Raw genomic sequence first — 14,461 nt, 5'->3', positions numbered from 1 at the left:
GCGCCCGCGCGATCGGGGTTCTCTGCGATCATATCCATGAGGCCCTCCAAAGTTGGGATTGCAAACACGACTTTGATACAAGCCGTGGCGCTATCCACCCTCATGGAATCTTGTGGGGGAGATGGCCGGCAGGCCAGAGAGGGTCTTTCTTAATATCCGACACCTCGCCTTCTTGGCGGGTAAATGGAATAACCCCGCCACCCCATGTTTCAATGACCCCCGCAGACCTCACGCTGTCTTCAGCTCCTCTATCCCCAACTCCCGCTTCATCGCATCGCGGATCGAATATTTCTGAATCCTTACGGCACTCTACACGTACCTCAGAGAACGCTTGAACGCCGCAGGTCGATCAGGATGCCGATGGCATCGTCGGCGGTGGCGAAGCCGGCCGGCAATTGTTTTGCCAGGGCACGCGAGCGGCCGAAACCGGGCAGTTCCATCGACAGCACGCCGTGGTGCTTGAGTGCGACATGATGCCCTGCCGATCAACCCCAAGATTCTTGATTTCCGCACCAGATTGCGTAAGCCTCCAGGCGGACAAGGATGGCAATTCACATGCGCACATGGGCACAGACAATCTTGATGGTGTCGCCGCGTCCGTTCGCCGTGCTATTGGAGCAGCTCTGGGCGGTCCTGGGCTCTGAAAGACACCGAGGATATATGAACATTTGGCAGCTAGCGCAAAGGCTGCCGGGCTGGAGTCTTCGGCATGGGTTTAGAACGCAAGGCGCCTGTGCGCCGGACCACGCCGCCATCTGAAAGCGCCGTTGCAGGCTGGTACGAGAACGCCAGCCTGCTCGATAGCTACAGCATCGATCTGAGTTCATCGGAACAGGACAGCATGCGCGCGCTGGCGACCCAGGCGGTCGGCGATCCGCCCGCGTGGCAGAAGGCGTTGCTTGCGGTGCGCGACGCCATGGTGACGCCCTTTGGCGTCAAAACCAGCGGCGAGGTCCGGGCGTCCAGGGTGAGCAACGAACGCGTGGGCTTCTTCCCGGTGCAATGGGAAGGCGAGGACGAGATTGTGCTGGGTGAGGATGACCGACACCTGGACTTCCGATTATCGCTGCTCCGCAGCCATTCTCCAACCGGCACGCAGCTCATCGCGACGACCGTCGTGCATTGCCACAATGGCCTCGGCGTCACCTATCTCAACGTGATCAGGCCGTTTCACTATCTCGTGGTCAGGGACAACCTGGCACGCTGTGCACGCCTACAAGATTAGGTGGCCACGGAAACCTCGATTTCCGCACCCGTCGACCCGCGCCCGGACCCCATACCCGGATCGACGCTCATAGCCTTTGCGCCGTCAGCACGCCGCGCGCCGTTCGCCCCGGGAACTTCGGATGGGTTTGCCAAGCCGTGGTTATTGACAGGGTGTTGCCGTCAACAGTGAAGAACCGAACTTGCTCAGAGCCGACCCAGGCCGGATGCCAGGCTGTGTCTACCTCTATGACGAGCCTGCCCTCATCCTCCACACGATACGAGCCAGAATAGGCTATCATCGTTTCGAAGAGCGCTGCGGCGTCTTTGTCGGTGCGCTCCCTGGATGTGAGGATCGACATCATCCTGTCCTCGGTGATCACAATGTGCCCGAGAGGGTCGACGCCGTAAGCGTCCACGCACTCGCCGTTATCTTGCAATTCGACATGAAAAGACGCGATCTTCCACCATCCCGGCAATGCGCCGCGCACCAATGCCGACATGACATATCTCCTCTGTCGCACCGGACATTGTCCGATATCCGTGGGGTCGATGTTGCACAGCGGGGCGTCCGTTCGCAAGGCAATGGAGCTGCTTCGCTTGCCATGTCTCAGAAATCAGAGAGTTTCCGGCTGAGAACGCTTCGTCAAAATTTCTGATTTTCGGTCGGGCTCCGAGATCCATGAAATGAACGTCGCGGCTTTTCTGATTCACGAACTTCTCCGAGATCGAGTGCCGCGATTTGACCGCTTGAGCTTCTGGTTTTTGCAGTAGATGAATTTTGGCCGTCACGCACCTCGTCTAACGGAGTTGGCGTGACTTGCTCTTCGGTTGAGATATAATGCAGTCGTCTACCGACGGAGTGACATGATGAGCCATGTTGTGATTGGCGTTTTGGCCCTTGCTGGCATTGCCGCAATGGTTGGCTTCATCTTTTACAAGGCAGCAAGGCCCGGCCCGCGCTATCAACGAATGGACATTCCCAGAAACGATGGCGACGGGCTCCCGCCGACGATTTGAGCTGATTTTCGGCGCCAAGCGGCCGAAACTGCTCTACTTTTCCCTCGGTGTCGCCAAGGGCATTGTCTGCCCGAATGTCGGATGCCGCTTCGATGTGGTCGATGCGAAGCGGTCGCCTGTCAATTTTTATGGGAGATGCGGTTTCACCCTTTTGGACACGGAACTCAATCGGGAAAGCCGGCATCCGATCATGTTCATGGATCTGAGCAAGCTCGCAATCGATGTCTAAGCACTCGTTCCTGTTTGGCGATGGACCGATTTATGAATGATCTTATCCGCCCGGCGCTCGGCCGGCGACACGGGCATCATGCGAACATGAAATCGCCGGCGTGGATATCGGCCTTGTGGAGATCATGCAGCACCAGCGTGTCGCCGTTGCCGAAGTCGATGGTGACGCCGTAGGGGCCGTTGGTCGCGTGCGTAAGCACGTCGGCAAAGCTGTGCAGGGTGGTGGCTGAGAGGTCGACGAGGTCGTGAGACGGTCCTTGCATCTCGGCGTCGACCACGTAGGCGGTCTGATAGCCGGTCTTGTAGACGAACGTGTCGGCTCCGGCGCCTCCGGTCAGCACGTCGCCGCCGCCAAGGCCGTCGATGACATTGTCGCCGCGATTGCCGACGATCGCCTCATGCGATGTGGTGCCGGTGGCGTGGGTATTGCCCTTGCCGGTGAGAAGCAGTTGCTCGCAATTTGCCGGCAGCGTGAACGACATGCTCGATTTGACGATATCATAGCCCTCGCTCGGATTTTCGGTGATGGTCACTTTGTGGCTGACGATGAAAAGATCGTCGCCGTCTCCGCCGCGTATCTCGTCGGCGGCCATGCCGCCCCTTCCGTCGAAGACGTCATTGCCGCCGCGCAGATCCACGGCCCCCGACAGGGAGCCGCTGTTGCGGACGAAATCCTGGCCATCGCTGCCATAGATCGAAAACAGGCCGGTGATATGGCCGGTATTGCCGATGAAATGCGGCTCGGCGCTGGTAAAGTCGGCGACGATGACGCCCGCATTCACGCCGACGATGGAACCGGCATTGCTCAGGCGCGAATGATCGCCGCTCAGGCTCACCGCGTCGTGACCGCCGGAGATCAGGCCGGTATTGCCGAGAATGCTGTGATCGCCCCAGGCCATAACGGCATCAGACGTGCCAAAGATCTTGCCGCTATTGTCCAGGAACGCTCTGTCGCCGTCGAAATTTACCCCGGTCTTACCGGTCATCATTCCGGTATTGGTCAGGTGGGTCCGCGTTCCCTCAGCCTGGAGAGCGAGCCCGTCGCTGCTGATTTGGCCGGCATTCTCGATCGTCTGACCATTGCCCTGGCTCGTGACGCCCTGGAATTTACCGAAAATCGAGCCGGAATGCGTGACGGTCAGGTCGCCCGCGCCCTTGTGGGTGAAGGTATCGCCGATGTTGAGCGCATCACCGCCCTTGAGCGCGCCGGCAATGTGAAAATCGCGGCCGGTGACGCCGGAAAATGCGTCCACGCCATCCCCCATCGGGTCAAGCACATCGCCCTTGTCGAGGAAATAGGTCGTATCGGCGTGGTTGGCCTTATAGGTGGTCTGCTGGCTGGGATCGATGTGGATTTGCTTGTTCATGTCCGTCTTCCGGTTGGCTTTGCCTGGCCCAACAAGTAGGCCGCAATTGTATCGGCAAGACACCGCGTTGCGGGCAGGGGTGTTTCTAATGTTTCAGCCCTGCCTTGAACGCGCCGCCGGAACGGGGGCTTCTTGTGCCAGCCCATATCCACGCCGGCAGTCCATACGGCAAGCGCCGCACGGCAAATGCGCCCGGCCCTTCGGGTGACCCAACCGCCGAGGATTTCTTGATTGGCAAGCTCGGCACGATCCACCCGCATCATGGCCGCTCTTCGGGTGCCACGCCCTATGCCATGATCGAGGTGATCGGCGTGGAGCTCTGCGATCACATTCGGGCGGCGCTGGCGGACTATGGTTTTGGCGAGTTTGCGGCGGCCACCGGCGGATTTACGGCAACGGCAAGTGTGAGCGCGTCTGGCCTCGATGCTTGAAAATTCCAAGTATTTTACTCAAGATAGTCAAACAGGTGGAATGGGTATTGGCGGCGATGCAGGCACGCTGACATCGGCTGCAGCCAGTTCTTTGCAAGGGGGCATGATGACAAAACGTTACTGGCGGCGAAAGAGATCGATCGCGGTTGGCATTGTGCTGGCGGCACTTGGGGGCGCCGGTCTGGTTTTCATGTTTCTCTTCGCGGGACCGACATCGCTCAAAATGTAGCTGATCCCGATTTTCCTGTTCGGCGTCGGCGGCGCGGTGCTGATCGACGAGGTCTTCAACCCGGTCACAGACCCCGAAATTCTGCCACCGGATGACAAAGGACCGGTCATTTTGCCTCTGGACGACAAAAGGCAGAGGTGACCGGCAATCAAGGCGCCGCCGTCGGCGGCCCTTTCAGGCTTCACGTCCGCGACCCCGTTTGTCAACGGTTTCGATCGACGAAACCGGGAGGTTCAAGCTGAGCCAATCGAAGTGCAGACCCGGGTCGGCGCCGGAGCATATGTGGAGGAGACGTGGGGAAGAATTCGATGCACATTTGCCAATTTTGGCGAAGGATCTTGGTCCTTGCGCTGATGTGTGTCCTTTGCGCTCTGCAAGGTCGAGCCGATGAGCGCGACCCCGCGCCGGCGTATCTTTCGGCTCCGGAGTTCAGCGTCGCCTGCACGTCCGCGGAGTTTTTGATGAAATCCGAAGACCATGACATCAAGGAGACCGGTTCATTTAACTTCGGCCTGTGCCTCGGCGCGATCGCCGGGGTGGTCGATGCGGTGGCGCTGGAGCGAGCGGAGCTCGGCGCAGCAACGCCCTTTTGCCCGCCGGGGAGCGTAAAGGTGCCGGAACTGCTGCGCGTCGTCGTCGCCTATCTTCACGCACGGCGCGACCACAAGGAAAACACCGCAGCGGTGCTCATCCGCAGCGCCCTTGCGGCAGCTTATCCCTGCCCACACTGAATCATGTCGTGTCGGACAGGGATCACGATGCCTGCTTTCTTGCCCGGCCATTCAAATCTGCTCATGAGAACAATGCCATGAAGTCTCTGTTTATCGTCGCGATCCTGATATTCGATGCCAGTTGCCTTTCCACCGCGCATGCTGCAGACGCCAGGCTTGGCACACCGACGGTGCTGACAGCGGACGAAGCGGCGGTGCTGCTGCAGGAGGTCCGGCAAGAACTGAAAAAACCTGCCTCTGCAGTCATTTCCGCAATTCGGGGCATGAGAAGCACGGTGGGGGTGCTCACGGCTTGCGGCTATGTCAGCGTGGACGCCAGCAGTTCTTTGGACAAAATGCCCTTCTTCGGTGTGGTCGGGAACAACACCAACGGCAAGCCTGCTATTGCTATGGTGGCGATCGGCAACAATGACAGGCGAAGCGCAGACATCCTCGCATGGTGCCGGCGGAAGGGCATGGCGCTGCCGTGAGGTGGATTTTGGCTCGAAACGTTCCCTCGGTCGGGTGCCGAAGCAACTGATTTGTTGCAACGCTTGGGCGTGTTGCGTGTCGTTTCTTGTTGTCGGGCGTGAAATGTGCTTTCGAACGCCGGGCATGAGGAGATGTGTATGGGTGATCAAAAAAGTTCAGGCGAGCCTCGGAGAATGCACCCCGATCTTCGCGGGGTGATAGCGCGGTTTTCCCTGTGGATCGCCAACGGTTCCGTTGGCCATTCCCAAGTGCTGGAGGGCATAGATTATTCTGAGGTGCTTCAAGATCCAAGCGCCATGGAGAAGCTGTATACAATATTCACGAACAACCTCGAATTGGACGAAGAAGGTGCGCCACTTAACGCGGGTTATTGCGAAGACCGCGCAGCCCAGTGGTTACGAGAATACTGTGATCCATCCTATGTCGTCGATCCTCCGTGGGATGCCGGCTACGAGTTTGAGCCGTGTTTCCCACCTGTCCTGGAAAACGCGCCGGGCTGGACAGCGCGCTGACCTGCCCGCAACTGCTAATTTCGCTCCAACCAGCTTGCCTTGCCTCAATGCACTCGTGCAGCTAGGTTCCCCGCACAGGTAGCCCCAAACCGGCGGCCATAAGAAACAGTGCAGAAAAAGACCCCATGCCTGACGATACCGACATAAAATTTGCAGTCTTCAAGGCGGTGCATGATTGTCCGGACGCGGATGTTTTCAAATATCTCACGGAAAATTTTGCCGACGACCTCGGCGATGACTTCGACGAGGATGCGTTTCACGAGCATTTCTACGAGTTGTTTCCGAGATTTGCCGAAGATGGCGATCTGACGGACGATGAACTCGACGAGGCTCTCTCCGATGGGACGAGATGGTTCGAAAGGCGCATAAAGGAAATCGAGCGGGAGGCGGCGCTCACGGCGCATTTCTACCCGCTGTTCGAAGGGATGTCGGATGGCGTGTCGCTGCGTGACTATGCGAGAGTGCAGGCCGGCCGGGCAAACCCGATCGCGCTCGAATTTCTGAGGGCGGGGGAGGATTTCGATCCTCCTCCCGCGCCTGAGGGCAATTTTGCGGCCGAGCTTGCCTATCGCCAGGCGCGCTTGGCAAGGGTGGAGCGGCTGGCAGCAAGCGATCCGGACAATCTCGAATGGCAGCATCATCTCTCGATCTGCCACAACGAACTCGCCTATCTGCTGGCAAAGGCGGGCGACCTTCCGGCCGCCCGCGCGGCCTATGAGGCCAATCTCGCGGTCGCTACGCGGCTGGCCGCCACCGATCCGGACAATGGGCGATGGCAGCGCGATCTGCTGGTCGCCCACGACGATCTCGGCGACATCCTGCTCGCCGAGGGGGCACGGCCGGCGGCGCGCGACGCCTGTCGGGCGAGCCTTGCAATCGCAGAGCGGCTGGTGACCATCGATCCGGAGAATACGGAATGGCAGCGCGACCTGGCGATCTGTTACACCAGGACCGGCGATCTCGCGACGGACGATCTGCCGGCCGCGCGGGCCGCCTATGAGGCTGGCCTTACCATTCGCCAGCGGCTGGCGGCTGTCGATCCGGACAACAGGGAATGCCAGCGCGATCTGACGATCGGCCTGGAAAAGCTTGGCGACCTGCTGCTCAAGGAGGGTGAGCTGGGGGCGGCGCAGGAGGCATATGAGGCTGCTTTCGCAATCACGCAACGCTTGGCGAATGACCGTCCCGACAATACCGAGTGGCAGCGCGATCTCTCGATTGCCAATGAAAAACTGGGCGACGTGCTGAAGGCTAAGGGCGATCTGCCGGAGGCGCGCAAGGCCTATGAGGCAAGCCTTCTCATTCGTGAAACGCTGACCGCGGCCGATCCTTCCAACATGCAGTGGCAGCGCGATCTCTCAAGGAGCTATCGCAGGATCGGCACCATCCTGGTTGCCGAGGGCAATCTGCCGGAGGCGCGCAGGGCCTGTGAAACCAGTCTCGCCATCGACGAGCGACTGGTCGCCACCGACCCGACCAATGCGCAATGGCAGCGCGATCTTTCGGTGAGCCGCAGGAGACTGTCGGAACTGCCGCCGGAATAGGCGCGGTGGCGGGAGCGCGGGTTAGGCGGAAATAGGCGAAGGGGGCCGCGCTAGTTCTCAGCTTTTTTCTCGTTCGCCTTGCGCAGTTTGCGGCGTTCCAATTCACGAATCCACAGTCTCACCTGTTTTCCGATCTGTGGATCCTCGGCAAGATCGTACAATATGCCCGATGCTTCCGGCCTTCTCGAGCGCTTCAGGTCATGGACAAGCAAGACCCTTGCTGTGCCGTGAGAGACATCTTTGCAAAGCTCGGCCAATTGCTTGACCTGATCATCTCCATAGGATGCGCCGAGGGCAATGGCCAAGCCTTGTTTAAATAGATCATGTTCTTTTGTTGCCGGCACGCTCCTGAATATGTGCGCCAGAGTTTCCCAATATGGGTTGGCTTCTTTCATTGCCAGCGCGCGTGCCAAATCGCCCTTTACCTGATCGCTATATTTCCCTGTCCTCAGATGTTCGATAATGATCGGCAGGCCATTCCTGAAATTCTTTGGCTTGTCCGTTAAATCATGGAAGTCTTCGATCTCGATGCCGGCAGCACGCAGCTCGATTTCCAAATCTCTGACTTCCCGCTTGCGCCCTGCTGCCGCAATCGCAACTTTTTCATATTGCGCCCGCATCCGCGCCTGATATTGCTGATCCCTGCTAAGTTCTTCCTGTAATTCCTTCGCTGTTATCCGTTTGCTTGAATTCTTACCCATGATGCCTTCTATTTGCTGGAGCTCTGGCTTGTGCATTCAATCTTGGGCGCGCGTTACGAAAACAATTGATCGAATTTTCCTTGTGACAACAGCCTATATATTGTTCGCCGGATCGACGCGTTAATCCGCATCGACATGTTCCAAAATCCCTGGATCACCCGCCGAAGGCGCGATAGCCAACTTCAAAGTTTGGTGACGTTGTCGTCGTCCTCAAATTCCCAGCCATCCGCGTGGCCACCGAAGGCGTCGGCCAGCTGGCTTAGAGACTGCTCGAGCTCGGTTATCTGTTCTACATTAGGAGTCAGGCGAAGATAGACCAACACGTCATAGTCGCCATCTTCCCGCAGGTTGATTGTCGCTTTCAGCCCTTTTTTCACAACCTCGGCGGCGAATGACTCGGCATGGGACTGGTCTTTGAATTTGTGGGCGAACGAAAACATCCGCTCAGGTGACAGGTTAACGTCTTTTCTCTTCAAATCGTTGAGAACCCGGGCATTTTCCTCAAAAATGGCATCATAATCTTTCCTCATCATTGCCTGCCTGTGTCTGGAAATTCCTGAGTTTTGCAACGCTAGTTTCCACTGACTTCCCGTTTTAGCGATGCGGCAAGTTCAGCGCACATTTCGGGCGTGTATATTTTATCTTTGACGGGGTCACGCTCAACCTGATGAAGCCTTGCCATCTGGGCAATTATGTAATTCGTGACGGCATCGGCGTTTGTCTTCCCCGCGCGCTTATAGAAATTGTTCAAGGCGACCGTTGCGTCAGTAAAAATATCAGGCACATGCAGCCACCTATGGCATCGGTCCGCTATCGTTAAGCGCATCATCGAATGGCTAAATCCCTGCTCAAACTCCTGTGGGACTGTAATGTCTTCAACCTCTTGCCCGGCTGCGTGGCCGACAAGACAACAGAGCAGACAAGCGCCGACGACGTACCTCAAATGCAAAGGCCCCTTTTTAGCTATCTCAAGGACGCTATAACATGCGCGCGGAAAACTGCCGAGCCGTCCCGAAACTCTTGATTTATGAGGCTAGGTTTGAACCCATAGCTCCGGAACGATCGAGTTTGACGGCTAGCTGTCGATCCAAACTTCTGTGCCGGGCGGAGTATCCGTCTTCGTCGCGCCGCGGAGCAAGCAAACCCAACGATGTTCCTTCGGCGGCGGTGACTGAAACACATGCTCAAGTGTGAGGGTAGCGCTCTGCTCGCCGCTGCCGGGGGATTTGAGTGTCACTGCAAATTGGCGCGGCCCATTGTATTCCGCCTGTAACGGGCCGGGCACCACGATCAACCCTCGTCCAGAAACTTGGAACGCGTCTTCGACTATAGAGCATTTTTGCCATGTTCACTTCTTGCCGCAATTGCCGACCAACGGGGTAACGCATTTGCAGAACTCTTGAATTCAGCGCCAGCCCGCCTCAATCATAGTAGCCGGGGACAAAGGCTATGATGGCTTCGGCAGGCTCGTCAGGTTCTTCGTCGGCCGCGGGCGCCCAGGCGCCGATGCCCAGGTGGAATGAGGTGAACCCATCGACTTCGACTGAAGCCTCCGGGTCGATTTCCCCTATGCGCTTCAGCAGGTCGGCGAAACCCATGTTCAACAGGTCGAGCCCATTGAACATCGGTCTGGCGGGTTCCGCGAACTCCAGGGCAATCGACTGGCCGCCTGCGTTGCAATAGACGAAACAACCAAGCGCGTTGAAATAATCCGTGGGATGGGCGTCCTCGGGACTCCGTTTGAAGGTCTCGTATTCAACTCCGAGCGCAGCTCGAACCTCCGTTGCCGTCATGCCGAACCGAACTGGTCCAGCGCCCTGGTGACTGTGAATTTCAAACATCATTTTTACCCTGCTGATGAGACCCGGTTTATTGGGGCATCCTGGCATAGACAATCGGTGAAACTCGCGTTGGATGGACTCCGGTGCCGACACGCTATATGGCGAATTGGGGGGCAACGACGTGTTCGAGCGCCTGCTGGCGGGGATGACATTTTTTGGCCGCGCCGGCGAGGTCGATGAGGTGGGCGGCGTGATCGCCGGCCTGCCGTCGGACAAGAACCGCTGGAAAAACGCCCAGGATATCGACGTGTCCGGCGGCACCCTGATCTGACTGTGGAGATGACGATGCTCGATCATATCTTCCTGACGGTGAGCGATGTGGATCGCTCGATCGCCTTTTACACCGCGGCCCTGGCGCCGCTCGGCATCACCCAGCGCTTCGACTACAACGGCCGCAATGGTCCGCCCGGCCATCCCGATCTCAAGGGGTTCGGGACGAAGGACCGGCTGTTTTTCTGGCTGCGCGCCGGCGAGGCGGCGCCCGGGGCCGTTCATGTCGGCTTCGTTGCCGAATCCCAGGCAATGGTCGACGCCGCCTATGCGGCGGCGCTCGCTGCAGGCGGGCGAAAAATCCATCCGCCGGGGCTGCAGCCGCATTATGATCCCCGCTACTACGCCGCACAGGTCGCCGACCCCGACGGCATCTCGCTGGAATTCGTCTACAAGAGCTGGCAGCATGGACGGTAAGGCGATGACCCGGCAAGACAGCATGCGCGCCGCGGCCAAGGCGCTGATCGACGCCAACAATGCCTTTGATGTCGAGGCCGTGCTTGCGCTCTTCGCCCCACGGGCGGTGATCGACGATCCGTCGACGGGCGAACGCTTCGACGGCCCTGCCGGCATCCGCGACTATGTCGAGCGGTTTTCGTCGGCTACCACACGGTGAGCGAGCACGTCAGAAAGGACAATAACTAGCCATGAGTGAGGATGCATCGAGGCGCCTCGTCGATCAGCGCGTGCGCAACAGGATCATGGACGCAATGAGCTGGTTGGCGAAAGGTGCCGTGGCCGTTCGAAGAATGAGCCCCCAGGAATTCTTTGAGATGTTTTACGATTGGGTAGGTCACGAGGACGATGCGTGGCGGTGGCCCAAAAGAGCGCCCGAGACGATGACGCCGGCGGAGGTGGATGCTGTCACCAATGTGCTCTCGGTCGTTAACGTAGCCTATGAGGAAATAGAAGATATCGCGGACGGCACCATGGTCATCGCTTCCGGCTGGCTTGAGCGCATCTCGCCTGTGGCCAAGGCAGCCCTCGACTTGATGCTCATTCGCGGGTGCTTTGATGAAGAATTGGAAGAGAGTGAACCAAGCAACAAAACGTTTGAAGCTGCCTTACGCGATAATGTTGGCTGAGGGTTGATACGGGATTTGTGTAAACCAAACGCGCGATCGGGACAATGTCGATCGGCTTGCCTGAGATGACGTTGCGAAGCTGCCGTTCGTCCATCGAGGATCGAGCGCGGCTTGGGTCCGTCTGCAGCAAGGTGTGGCGGCGGCAATGCGCCAAAGGCGAGATCATGGATCGTCCGTGGGTAGCCCATGACCGGCCAAGTTGCAGGCGAGGGGGCTACCGCTCGAACGTCAGATGAATGGTGCCGCTCGGCGCCGTTTCGGACTTGACCGTGCGGCCCTCTTCCAGCCTGCGCAGGTCGTCCCACAGGCGGATGCCGCGGCCCGGCAGGATCGGGGCGATGGCGACGTGAAGACGGTCGACGAGGCCGACCTTGAGGAAGGCGCGGATAACGGTGAGACCGCCGGCGCCGCGGACGTCCTTGCCCCCGGGCCACGGCGACAGCGCGTGCAAGCACATCGGCGGGTGTGGCGTCGATGAAATGGAAGGTCGTACCGCCGGCCATTTTCAGCGAGGGGCGGGGCTGGTGGGCGAGGACGAAGACCGGATAACGGAACGGCGCCTCGTCGCCCCACCAGCCGCGCCAGTTTGGATCGTCGGGAAAATTGTGGAGGCCGAACATGCCGGCGCCCATGATCTCGGCGCCGATATTGGCTGGATCGCTGAGGATTTCGCCGAGGCTGATGCGGCAGTGACGTTGGAGACGAGCTCGGCTAGGACCAGATCTCGAAGTCATGGAAGTCAATCTTCGCATGATTGTCGAGATGGGCAAAGACCACCGCCTTGTCCGCGCCGCTGCCGTCGTCGTCGAAAGACAGGGTGCCGGTGTGTGAATTGTAGATAATGCGGTCGTTCTTGTCTTCCGCCGAGTTTGTTATGTCGTGGAAGATTTCCTTGAGGTGGCTGTTTCCGGTGATATCCCCGAACGGGCCGTTGAACGTCAACCCGATGATGATCTTGTCCTGGCCATGCGTGAAGTCGGTTATATGGTCGGCATTGTCCTTGCCAGTCGCCTCGAAAACGAACTGGTCTTTACCCGCATAACCCGTCAATACGTCGTTGCCGGAACCGCCGTTGAAAATATTTCCGGAGGTGTTTCCGTAGAGTTTGTCATTGCCCGTTCTCCCGTAAAGGTCCAACTGAGCTGCTCCCAACTTCTCAACCTGCGCAAAGAGGCTGTCTGGGGTCAGCGAAGCCAGTGATGGGATATGGACATAGACACTTCCTGGAGCTTCGCTATTGCCCACATACATATCGCCGATGGTCACCAGCTTGCCGTTGACCATCTCCTGGACTTCGGCGTAGCGGACATCGCCGGTGATGTCATTGTGGCCCGTCTTGGTCAGGTTTCCCCAGACCTCGATATGATATTCCCGGCCATTTTCATTATAGCTGATATATCCAGAACCATAGGTTTGCGTTGCTTTGTCGTAGCTGCCAAGGGAAGAGCCGGAGGGCTTGCGGCTCAGGGTTTCCGGAAAAAGAAGTCGCGCGTTGAAGTCAGTCGTATATTCGGCTTCGATAATAACAGAATACGTCATGGTGCCCCCTCGGCAGAACGCGACAAGGTTGCATAGTTTGTTTTTAAAACCCGGTCCACCGGAGTTGCGTGCTGCATTTTGTCGCAGATTGCGGCGATCGCTATTAAGGTTAAACTGGTTGTAGACTAGACAATAGCCTCGCGTTGTGATTTGCTCTCAAGCATTACAAGGAGGAAATTTCCTCGAACTCAAGAATTTTTGCCGGATTTTCGGCCGGTTACTTGTATCTTCTTTCCGGACTGCCAATCATGGTTAAGAAGAAGCCGGGCTGACGACAAGAGGTGCAGATATCGGAGGGGATCGGCATCGTCTGACGGTTTGACGGCAATCGCTCTTGTCGATCGTGTCGCGCAGGCAGGAGGGGGACGCAATGAGTATTCTCGAATGGCTGATTTCGGGGCGGAGGCAGCCCAGTGTTGCGACCAAGGATGATCATTTTGGCGAGGCTTCAGGCTCTGAATCCCATGATCTCTATCCCGTGGCCGACGATTTTGCTTTCCAGCTTCGACGGTATGGCCTGATCCGGGAAGATCAGGTCGAGGCGCTGTCCGAGCGTCTTGCAACAATGGCGACCGGCGGCAAGGGCTATCTGAGCATGGTCGAGTCGATCGTGTCGACCGGCCATCTGCTTCCGTCCGCTCGCCTGAAAGACCTTGGTCTGCCTGCCCGGCTCAAGATCAGCGAGCAGTATCTTGGTTACGTGGCGCCGAACGATGTGGGAAAATCGATCGAGGGGCTCGAATTTGCCATCGCCGTCGCCATGAGCCGGGCCAATCACCTGCATAATCTTCAGCGCATGACAGCGGCCGGAATCACGCATTGCCGTTTCTCCGGCCCGCATGACAAACGCCGAACCGCGTTCGAAGACAGGATGGACGGCAAGCGCATCACAATTCGGCAAGCACGGAAAATCGCAATCGAGCACGATGCGGAGATCAGCCGTAGCGTCTTTCTCGAGGAAGCGAAGTCCTGATCGCACTTTGTTCGGAAACGACGTCAATGTCGGCTGATCGGCACGGACTCGACGTGGTTGTTTGCCAACGGTGCCTTCGTGCCTCCCATCTCGCTGGCGGTATCCCCGACCAACCTGATGGGGATTTGGGTAAACCGAATGCACGATGGGGACATGTCGATCGGCTCGCCTGAGAGGGCGCCGCCAGGCTGCCGCTTGTCCGTAGCGGATCGCGTGGCGTAGCCACTCAGCCATTTGATCGCGTACCATCCCCCGCCGTAAACTCCGATATGCGCGAAATAGGATCTGGCTAAAGAGGCAGCGGCCAATCAGGCTT

Annotated in this window: 19 protein-coding genes and 1 pseudogene; 13 read left to right on the top strand and 7 right to left on the bottom strand. The window is 58.3% G+C overall.

The window, feature by feature from the left end; all coding sequences use genetic code 11:
• Positions 1-709: 709 nt before the first annotated feature.
• On the top strand, positions 710-1,225 hold the full coding sequence (locus AC1DYF_RS25800; RefSeq protein WP_477879802.1) for a DUF2867 domain-containing protein: 516 nt from the start codon (positions 710-712) through the stop codon (positions 1,223-1,225).
• A 67-nt stretch (positions 1,226-1,292) separates the two neighbouring features.
• Here AC1DYF_RS25800 and AC1DYF_RS25795 read toward each other — a convergent pair whose 3' ends face one another.
• Positions 1,293-1,706 carry a lipocalin-like domain-containing protein gene (locus AC1DYF_RS25795; protein ID WP_477879801.1) on the bottom strand — a complete coding sequence of 138 codons (414 nt, stop codon included), beginning with the start codon at positions 1,704-1,706 and terminating at the stop codon, positions 1,293-1,295.
• 488 nt (positions 1,707-2,194) lie between these two features.
• Between AC1DYF_RS25795 and AC1DYF_RS25790 the strand changes: the two genes are divergently transcribed.
• Positions 2,195-2,452: a hypothetical protein gene (locus tag AC1DYF_RS25790; protein WP_477879800.1), complete on the top strand. Its 258-nt coding sequence runs from the start codon at positions 2,195-2,197 to the stop codon at positions 2,450-2,452.
• A gap of 76 nt (positions 2,453-2,528) precedes the next feature.
• Here the strand turns inward: AC1DYF_RS25790 and AC1DYF_RS25785 are convergent, their stop codons facing one another.
• On the bottom strand, positions 2,529-3,818 hold the full coding sequence (locus AC1DYF_RS25785; RefSeq protein ID WP_477879798.1) for a hypothetical protein: 1,290 nt from the start codon (positions 3,816-3,818) through the stop codon (positions 2,529-2,531).
• A gap of 134 nt (positions 3,819-3,952) precedes the next feature.
• Here AC1DYF_RS25785 and AC1DYF_RS25780 point away from each other — a divergent pair, with 134 nt between their 5' ends.
• The 6 genes from AC1DYF_RS25780 (at position 3,953) to AC1DYF_RS25755 (ending at position 7,736) form a co-directional block, all read left to right on the top strand.
• On the top strand, positions 3,953-4,249 hold the full coding sequence (locus AC1DYF_RS25780) for a hypothetical protein (RefSeq protein WP_477879796.1): 297 nt from the start codon (positions 3,953-3,955) through the stop codon (positions 4,247-4,249).
• Complete coding sequence (locus tag AC1DYF_RS25775) at positions 4,242-4,478, top strand: hypothetical protein (protein ID WP_477879794.1); 237 nt, start codon at positions 4,242-4,244, stop codon at positions 4,476-4,478. The genes AC1DYF_RS25780 and AC1DYF_RS25775 overlap by 8 nt, the downstream gene beginning before the upstream one ends.
• 461 nt (positions 4,479-4,939) lie before the next feature.
• The gene (locus AC1DYF_RS25770) at positions 4,940-5,209 is read left to right on the top strand and encodes a Rap1a/Tai family immunity protein (protein WP_477879793.1); all 270 of its coding nucleotides are present in this window, start codon (positions 4,940-4,942) and stop codon (positions 5,207-5,209) included.
• A 77-nt stretch (positions 5,210-5,286) separates the two neighbouring features.
• Complete coding sequence (locus tag AC1DYF_RS25765; protein ID WP_477879791.1) at positions 5,287-5,679, top strand: hypothetical protein; 393 nt, start codon at positions 5,287-5,289, stop codon at positions 5,677-5,679.
• 138 nt (positions 5,680-5,817) lie between these two features.
• Complete coding sequence (locus AC1DYF_RS25760; protein ID WP_477879789.1) at positions 5,818-6,192, top strand: DUF7677 family protein; 375 nt, start codon at positions 5,818-5,820, stop codon at positions 6,190-6,192.
• 125 nt (positions 6,193-6,317) lie between these two features.
• Positions 6,318-7,736: a tetratricopeptide repeat protein gene (locus AC1DYF_RS25755; protein WP_477879788.1), complete on the top strand. Its 1,419-nt coding sequence runs from the start codon at positions 6,318-6,320 to the stop codon at positions 7,734-7,736.
• 50 nt (positions 7,737-7,786) lie between these two features.
• On the opposite strand, the gene AC1DYF_RS25750 is transcribed toward AC1DYF_RS25755, so the two are convergent.
• The 3 genes from AC1DYF_RS25750 to AC1DYF_RS25740 all read right to left on the bottom strand — a co-directional run bounded on the left by AC1DYF_RS25750 (position 7,787) and on the right by AC1DYF_RS25740 (position 10,281).
• A complete protein-coding gene (locus tag AC1DYF_RS25750; protein WP_477879787.1) occupies positions 7,787-8,437 on the bottom strand; it encodes a hypothetical protein in 651 nt (216 codons plus the stop codon).
• 182 nt (positions 8,438-8,619) lie between these two features.
• Positions 8,620-8,967: a ribonuclease E inhibitor RraB gene (locus AC1DYF_RS25745; protein ID WP_477879785.1), complete on the bottom strand. Its 348-nt coding sequence runs from the start codon at positions 8,965-8,967 to the stop codon at positions 8,620-8,622.
• Between the two features lie 891 nt (positions 8,968-9,858).
• Positions 9,859-10,281, bottom strand: a complete 423-nt coding sequence (locus tag AC1DYF_RS25740; RefSeq protein ID WP_477879784.1) for a hypothetical protein — start codon at positions 10,279-10,281, stop codon at positions 9,859-9,861.
• A gap of 70 nt (positions 10,282-10,351) precedes the next feature.
• Here AC1DYF_RS25740 and AC1DYF_RS25735 point away from each other — a divergent pair, with 70 nt between their 5' ends.
• The 4 genes from AC1DYF_RS25735 to AC1DYF_RS25720 are packed head-to-tail and all read left to right on the top strand — an operon-like array spanning position 10,352 to position 11,633.
• Positions 10,352-10,549, top strand: a complete 198-nt coding sequence (locus tag AC1DYF_RS25735; RefSeq protein WP_477879782.1) for a hypothetical protein — start codon at positions 10,352-10,354, stop codon at positions 10,547-10,549.
• 14 nt (positions 10,550-10,563) lie between these two features.
• Positions 10,564-10,965: a VOC family protein gene (locus AC1DYF_RS25730; protein ID WP_477879780.1), complete on the top strand. Its 402-nt coding sequence runs from the start codon at positions 10,564-10,566 to the stop codon at positions 10,963-10,965.
• A complete protein-coding gene (locus AC1DYF_RS25725; protein ID WP_477879778.1) occupies positions 10,955-11,164 on the top strand; it encodes a nuclear transport factor 2 family protein in 210 nt (69 codons plus the stop codon). The genes AC1DYF_RS25730 and AC1DYF_RS25725 overlap by 11 nt, the downstream gene beginning before the upstream one ends.
• A gap of 31 nt (positions 11,165-11,195) precedes the next feature.
• Positions 11,196-11,633 (top strand): hypothetical protein, encoded by a 438-nt coding sequence (locus tag AC1DYF_RS25720; RefSeq protein WP_477879776.1) that lies wholly within the window; start codon positions 11,196-11,198, stop codon positions 11,631-11,633.
• A gap of 214 nt (positions 11,634-11,847) precedes the next feature.
• On the opposite strand, the pseudogene AC1DYF_RS25715 reads toward AC1DYF_RS25720, so the two are convergent.
• Positions 11,848-12,283: pseudogene (locus AC1DYF_RS25715) on the bottom strand (dihydrofolate reductase family protein); the annotation flags it as partial.
• 61 nt (positions 12,284-12,344) lie between these two features.
• The gene (locus AC1DYF_RS25710; protein ID WP_477879775.1) at positions 12,345-13,172 is read right to left on the bottom strand and encodes a M10 family metallopeptidase C-terminal domain-containing protein; all 828 of its coding nucleotides are present in this window, start codon (positions 13,170-13,172) and stop codon (positions 12,345-12,347) included.
• 370 nt (positions 13,173-13,542) lie between these two features.
• Here AC1DYF_RS25710 and AC1DYF_RS25705 point away from each other — a divergent pair, with 370 nt between their 5' ends.
• Positions 13,543-14,145, top strand: a complete 603-nt coding sequence (locus tag AC1DYF_RS25705) for a hypothetical protein (RefSeq protein WP_477879773.1) — start codon at positions 13,543-13,545, stop codon at positions 14,143-14,145.
• Positions 14,146-14,461 lie beyond the last annotated feature (316 nt).

The organism is Rhizobium sp. P2_G9 (genome assembly GCF_056403475.1).
The sequence above is the reverse complement of the archived record's forward strand: the minus strand, read 5'-3'. Positions and strand labels throughout refer to the sequence as shown.

Bases quoted from the DNA above. Each gene is read 5' to 3' on its own strand.
- AC1DYF_RS25800 (WP_477879802.1), top strand. From the start codon at position 710: ATGGGTTTAGAACGCAAGGCGCCTGTGCGCCGGACCACGCCGCCATCT.
- AC1DYF_RS25795 (WP_477879801.1), bottom strand. From the start codon at position 1,706: ATGTCGGCATTGGTGCGCGGCGCATTGCCGGGATGGTGGAAGATCGCG.
- AC1DYF_RS25790 (WP_477879800.1), top strand. From the start codon at position 2,195: ATGGCGACGGGCTCCCGCCGACGATTTGAGCTGATTTTCGGCGCCAAG.
- AC1DYF_RS25785 (WP_477879798.1), bottom strand. From the start codon at position 3,818: ATGAACAAGCAAATCCACATCGATCCCAGCCAGCAGACCACCTATAAG.
- AC1DYF_RS25775 (WP_477879794.1), top strand. From the start codon at position 4,242: ATGCTTGAAAATTCCAAGTATTTTACTCAAGATAGTCAAACAGGTGGA.
- AC1DYF_RS25770 (WP_477879793.1), top strand. From the start codon at position 4,940: ATGAAATCCGAAGACCATGACATCAAGGAGACCGGTTCATTTAACTTC.
- AC1DYF_RS25765 (WP_477879791.1), top strand. From the start codon at position 5,287: ATGAAGTCTCTGTTTATCGTCGCGATCCTGATATTCGATGCCAGTTGC.
- AC1DYF_RS25760 (WP_477879789.1), top strand. From the start codon at position 5,818: ATGGGTGATCAAAAAAGTTCAGGCGAGCCTCGGAGAATGCACCCCGAT.
- AC1DYF_RS25755 (WP_477879788.1), top strand. From the start codon at position 6,318: ATGCCTGACGATACCGACATAAAATTTGCAGTCTTCAAGGCGGTGCAT.
- AC1DYF_RS25750 (WP_477879787.1), bottom strand. From the start codon at position 8,437: ATGGGTAAGAATTCAAGCAAACGGATAACAGCGAAGGAATTACAGGAA.
- AC1DYF_RS25745 (WP_477879785.1), bottom strand. From the start codon at position 8,967: ATGAGGAAAGATTATGATGCCATTTTTGAGGAAAATGCCCGGGTTCTC.
- AC1DYF_RS25740 (WP_477879784.1), bottom strand. From the start codon at position 10,281: ATGATGTTTGAAATTCACAGTCACCAGGGCGCTGGACCAGTTCGGTTC.
- AC1DYF_RS25735 (WP_477879782.1), top strand. From the start codon at position 10,352: ATGGACTCCGGTGCCGACACGCTATATGGCGAATTGGGGGGCAACGAC.
- AC1DYF_RS25730 (WP_477879780.1), top strand. From the start codon at position 10,564: ATGCTCGATCATATCTTCCTGACGGTGAGCGATGTGGATCGCTCGATC.
- AC1DYF_RS25725 (WP_477879778.1), top strand. From the start codon at position 10,955: ATGGACGGTAAGGCGATGACCCGGCAAGACAGCATGCGCGCCGCGGCC.
- AC1DYF_RS25720 (WP_477879776.1), top strand. From the start codon at position 11,196: ATGAGTGAGGATGCATCGAGGCGCCTCGTCGATCAGCGCGTGCGCAAC.
- AC1DYF_RS25710 (WP_477879775.1), bottom strand. From the start codon at position 13,172: ATGACGTATTCTGTTATTATCGAAGCCGAATATACGACTGACTTCAAC.
- AC1DYF_RS25705 (WP_477879773.1), top strand. From the start codon at position 13,543: ATGAGTATTCTCGAATGGCTGATTTCGGGGCGGAGGCAGCCCAGTGTT.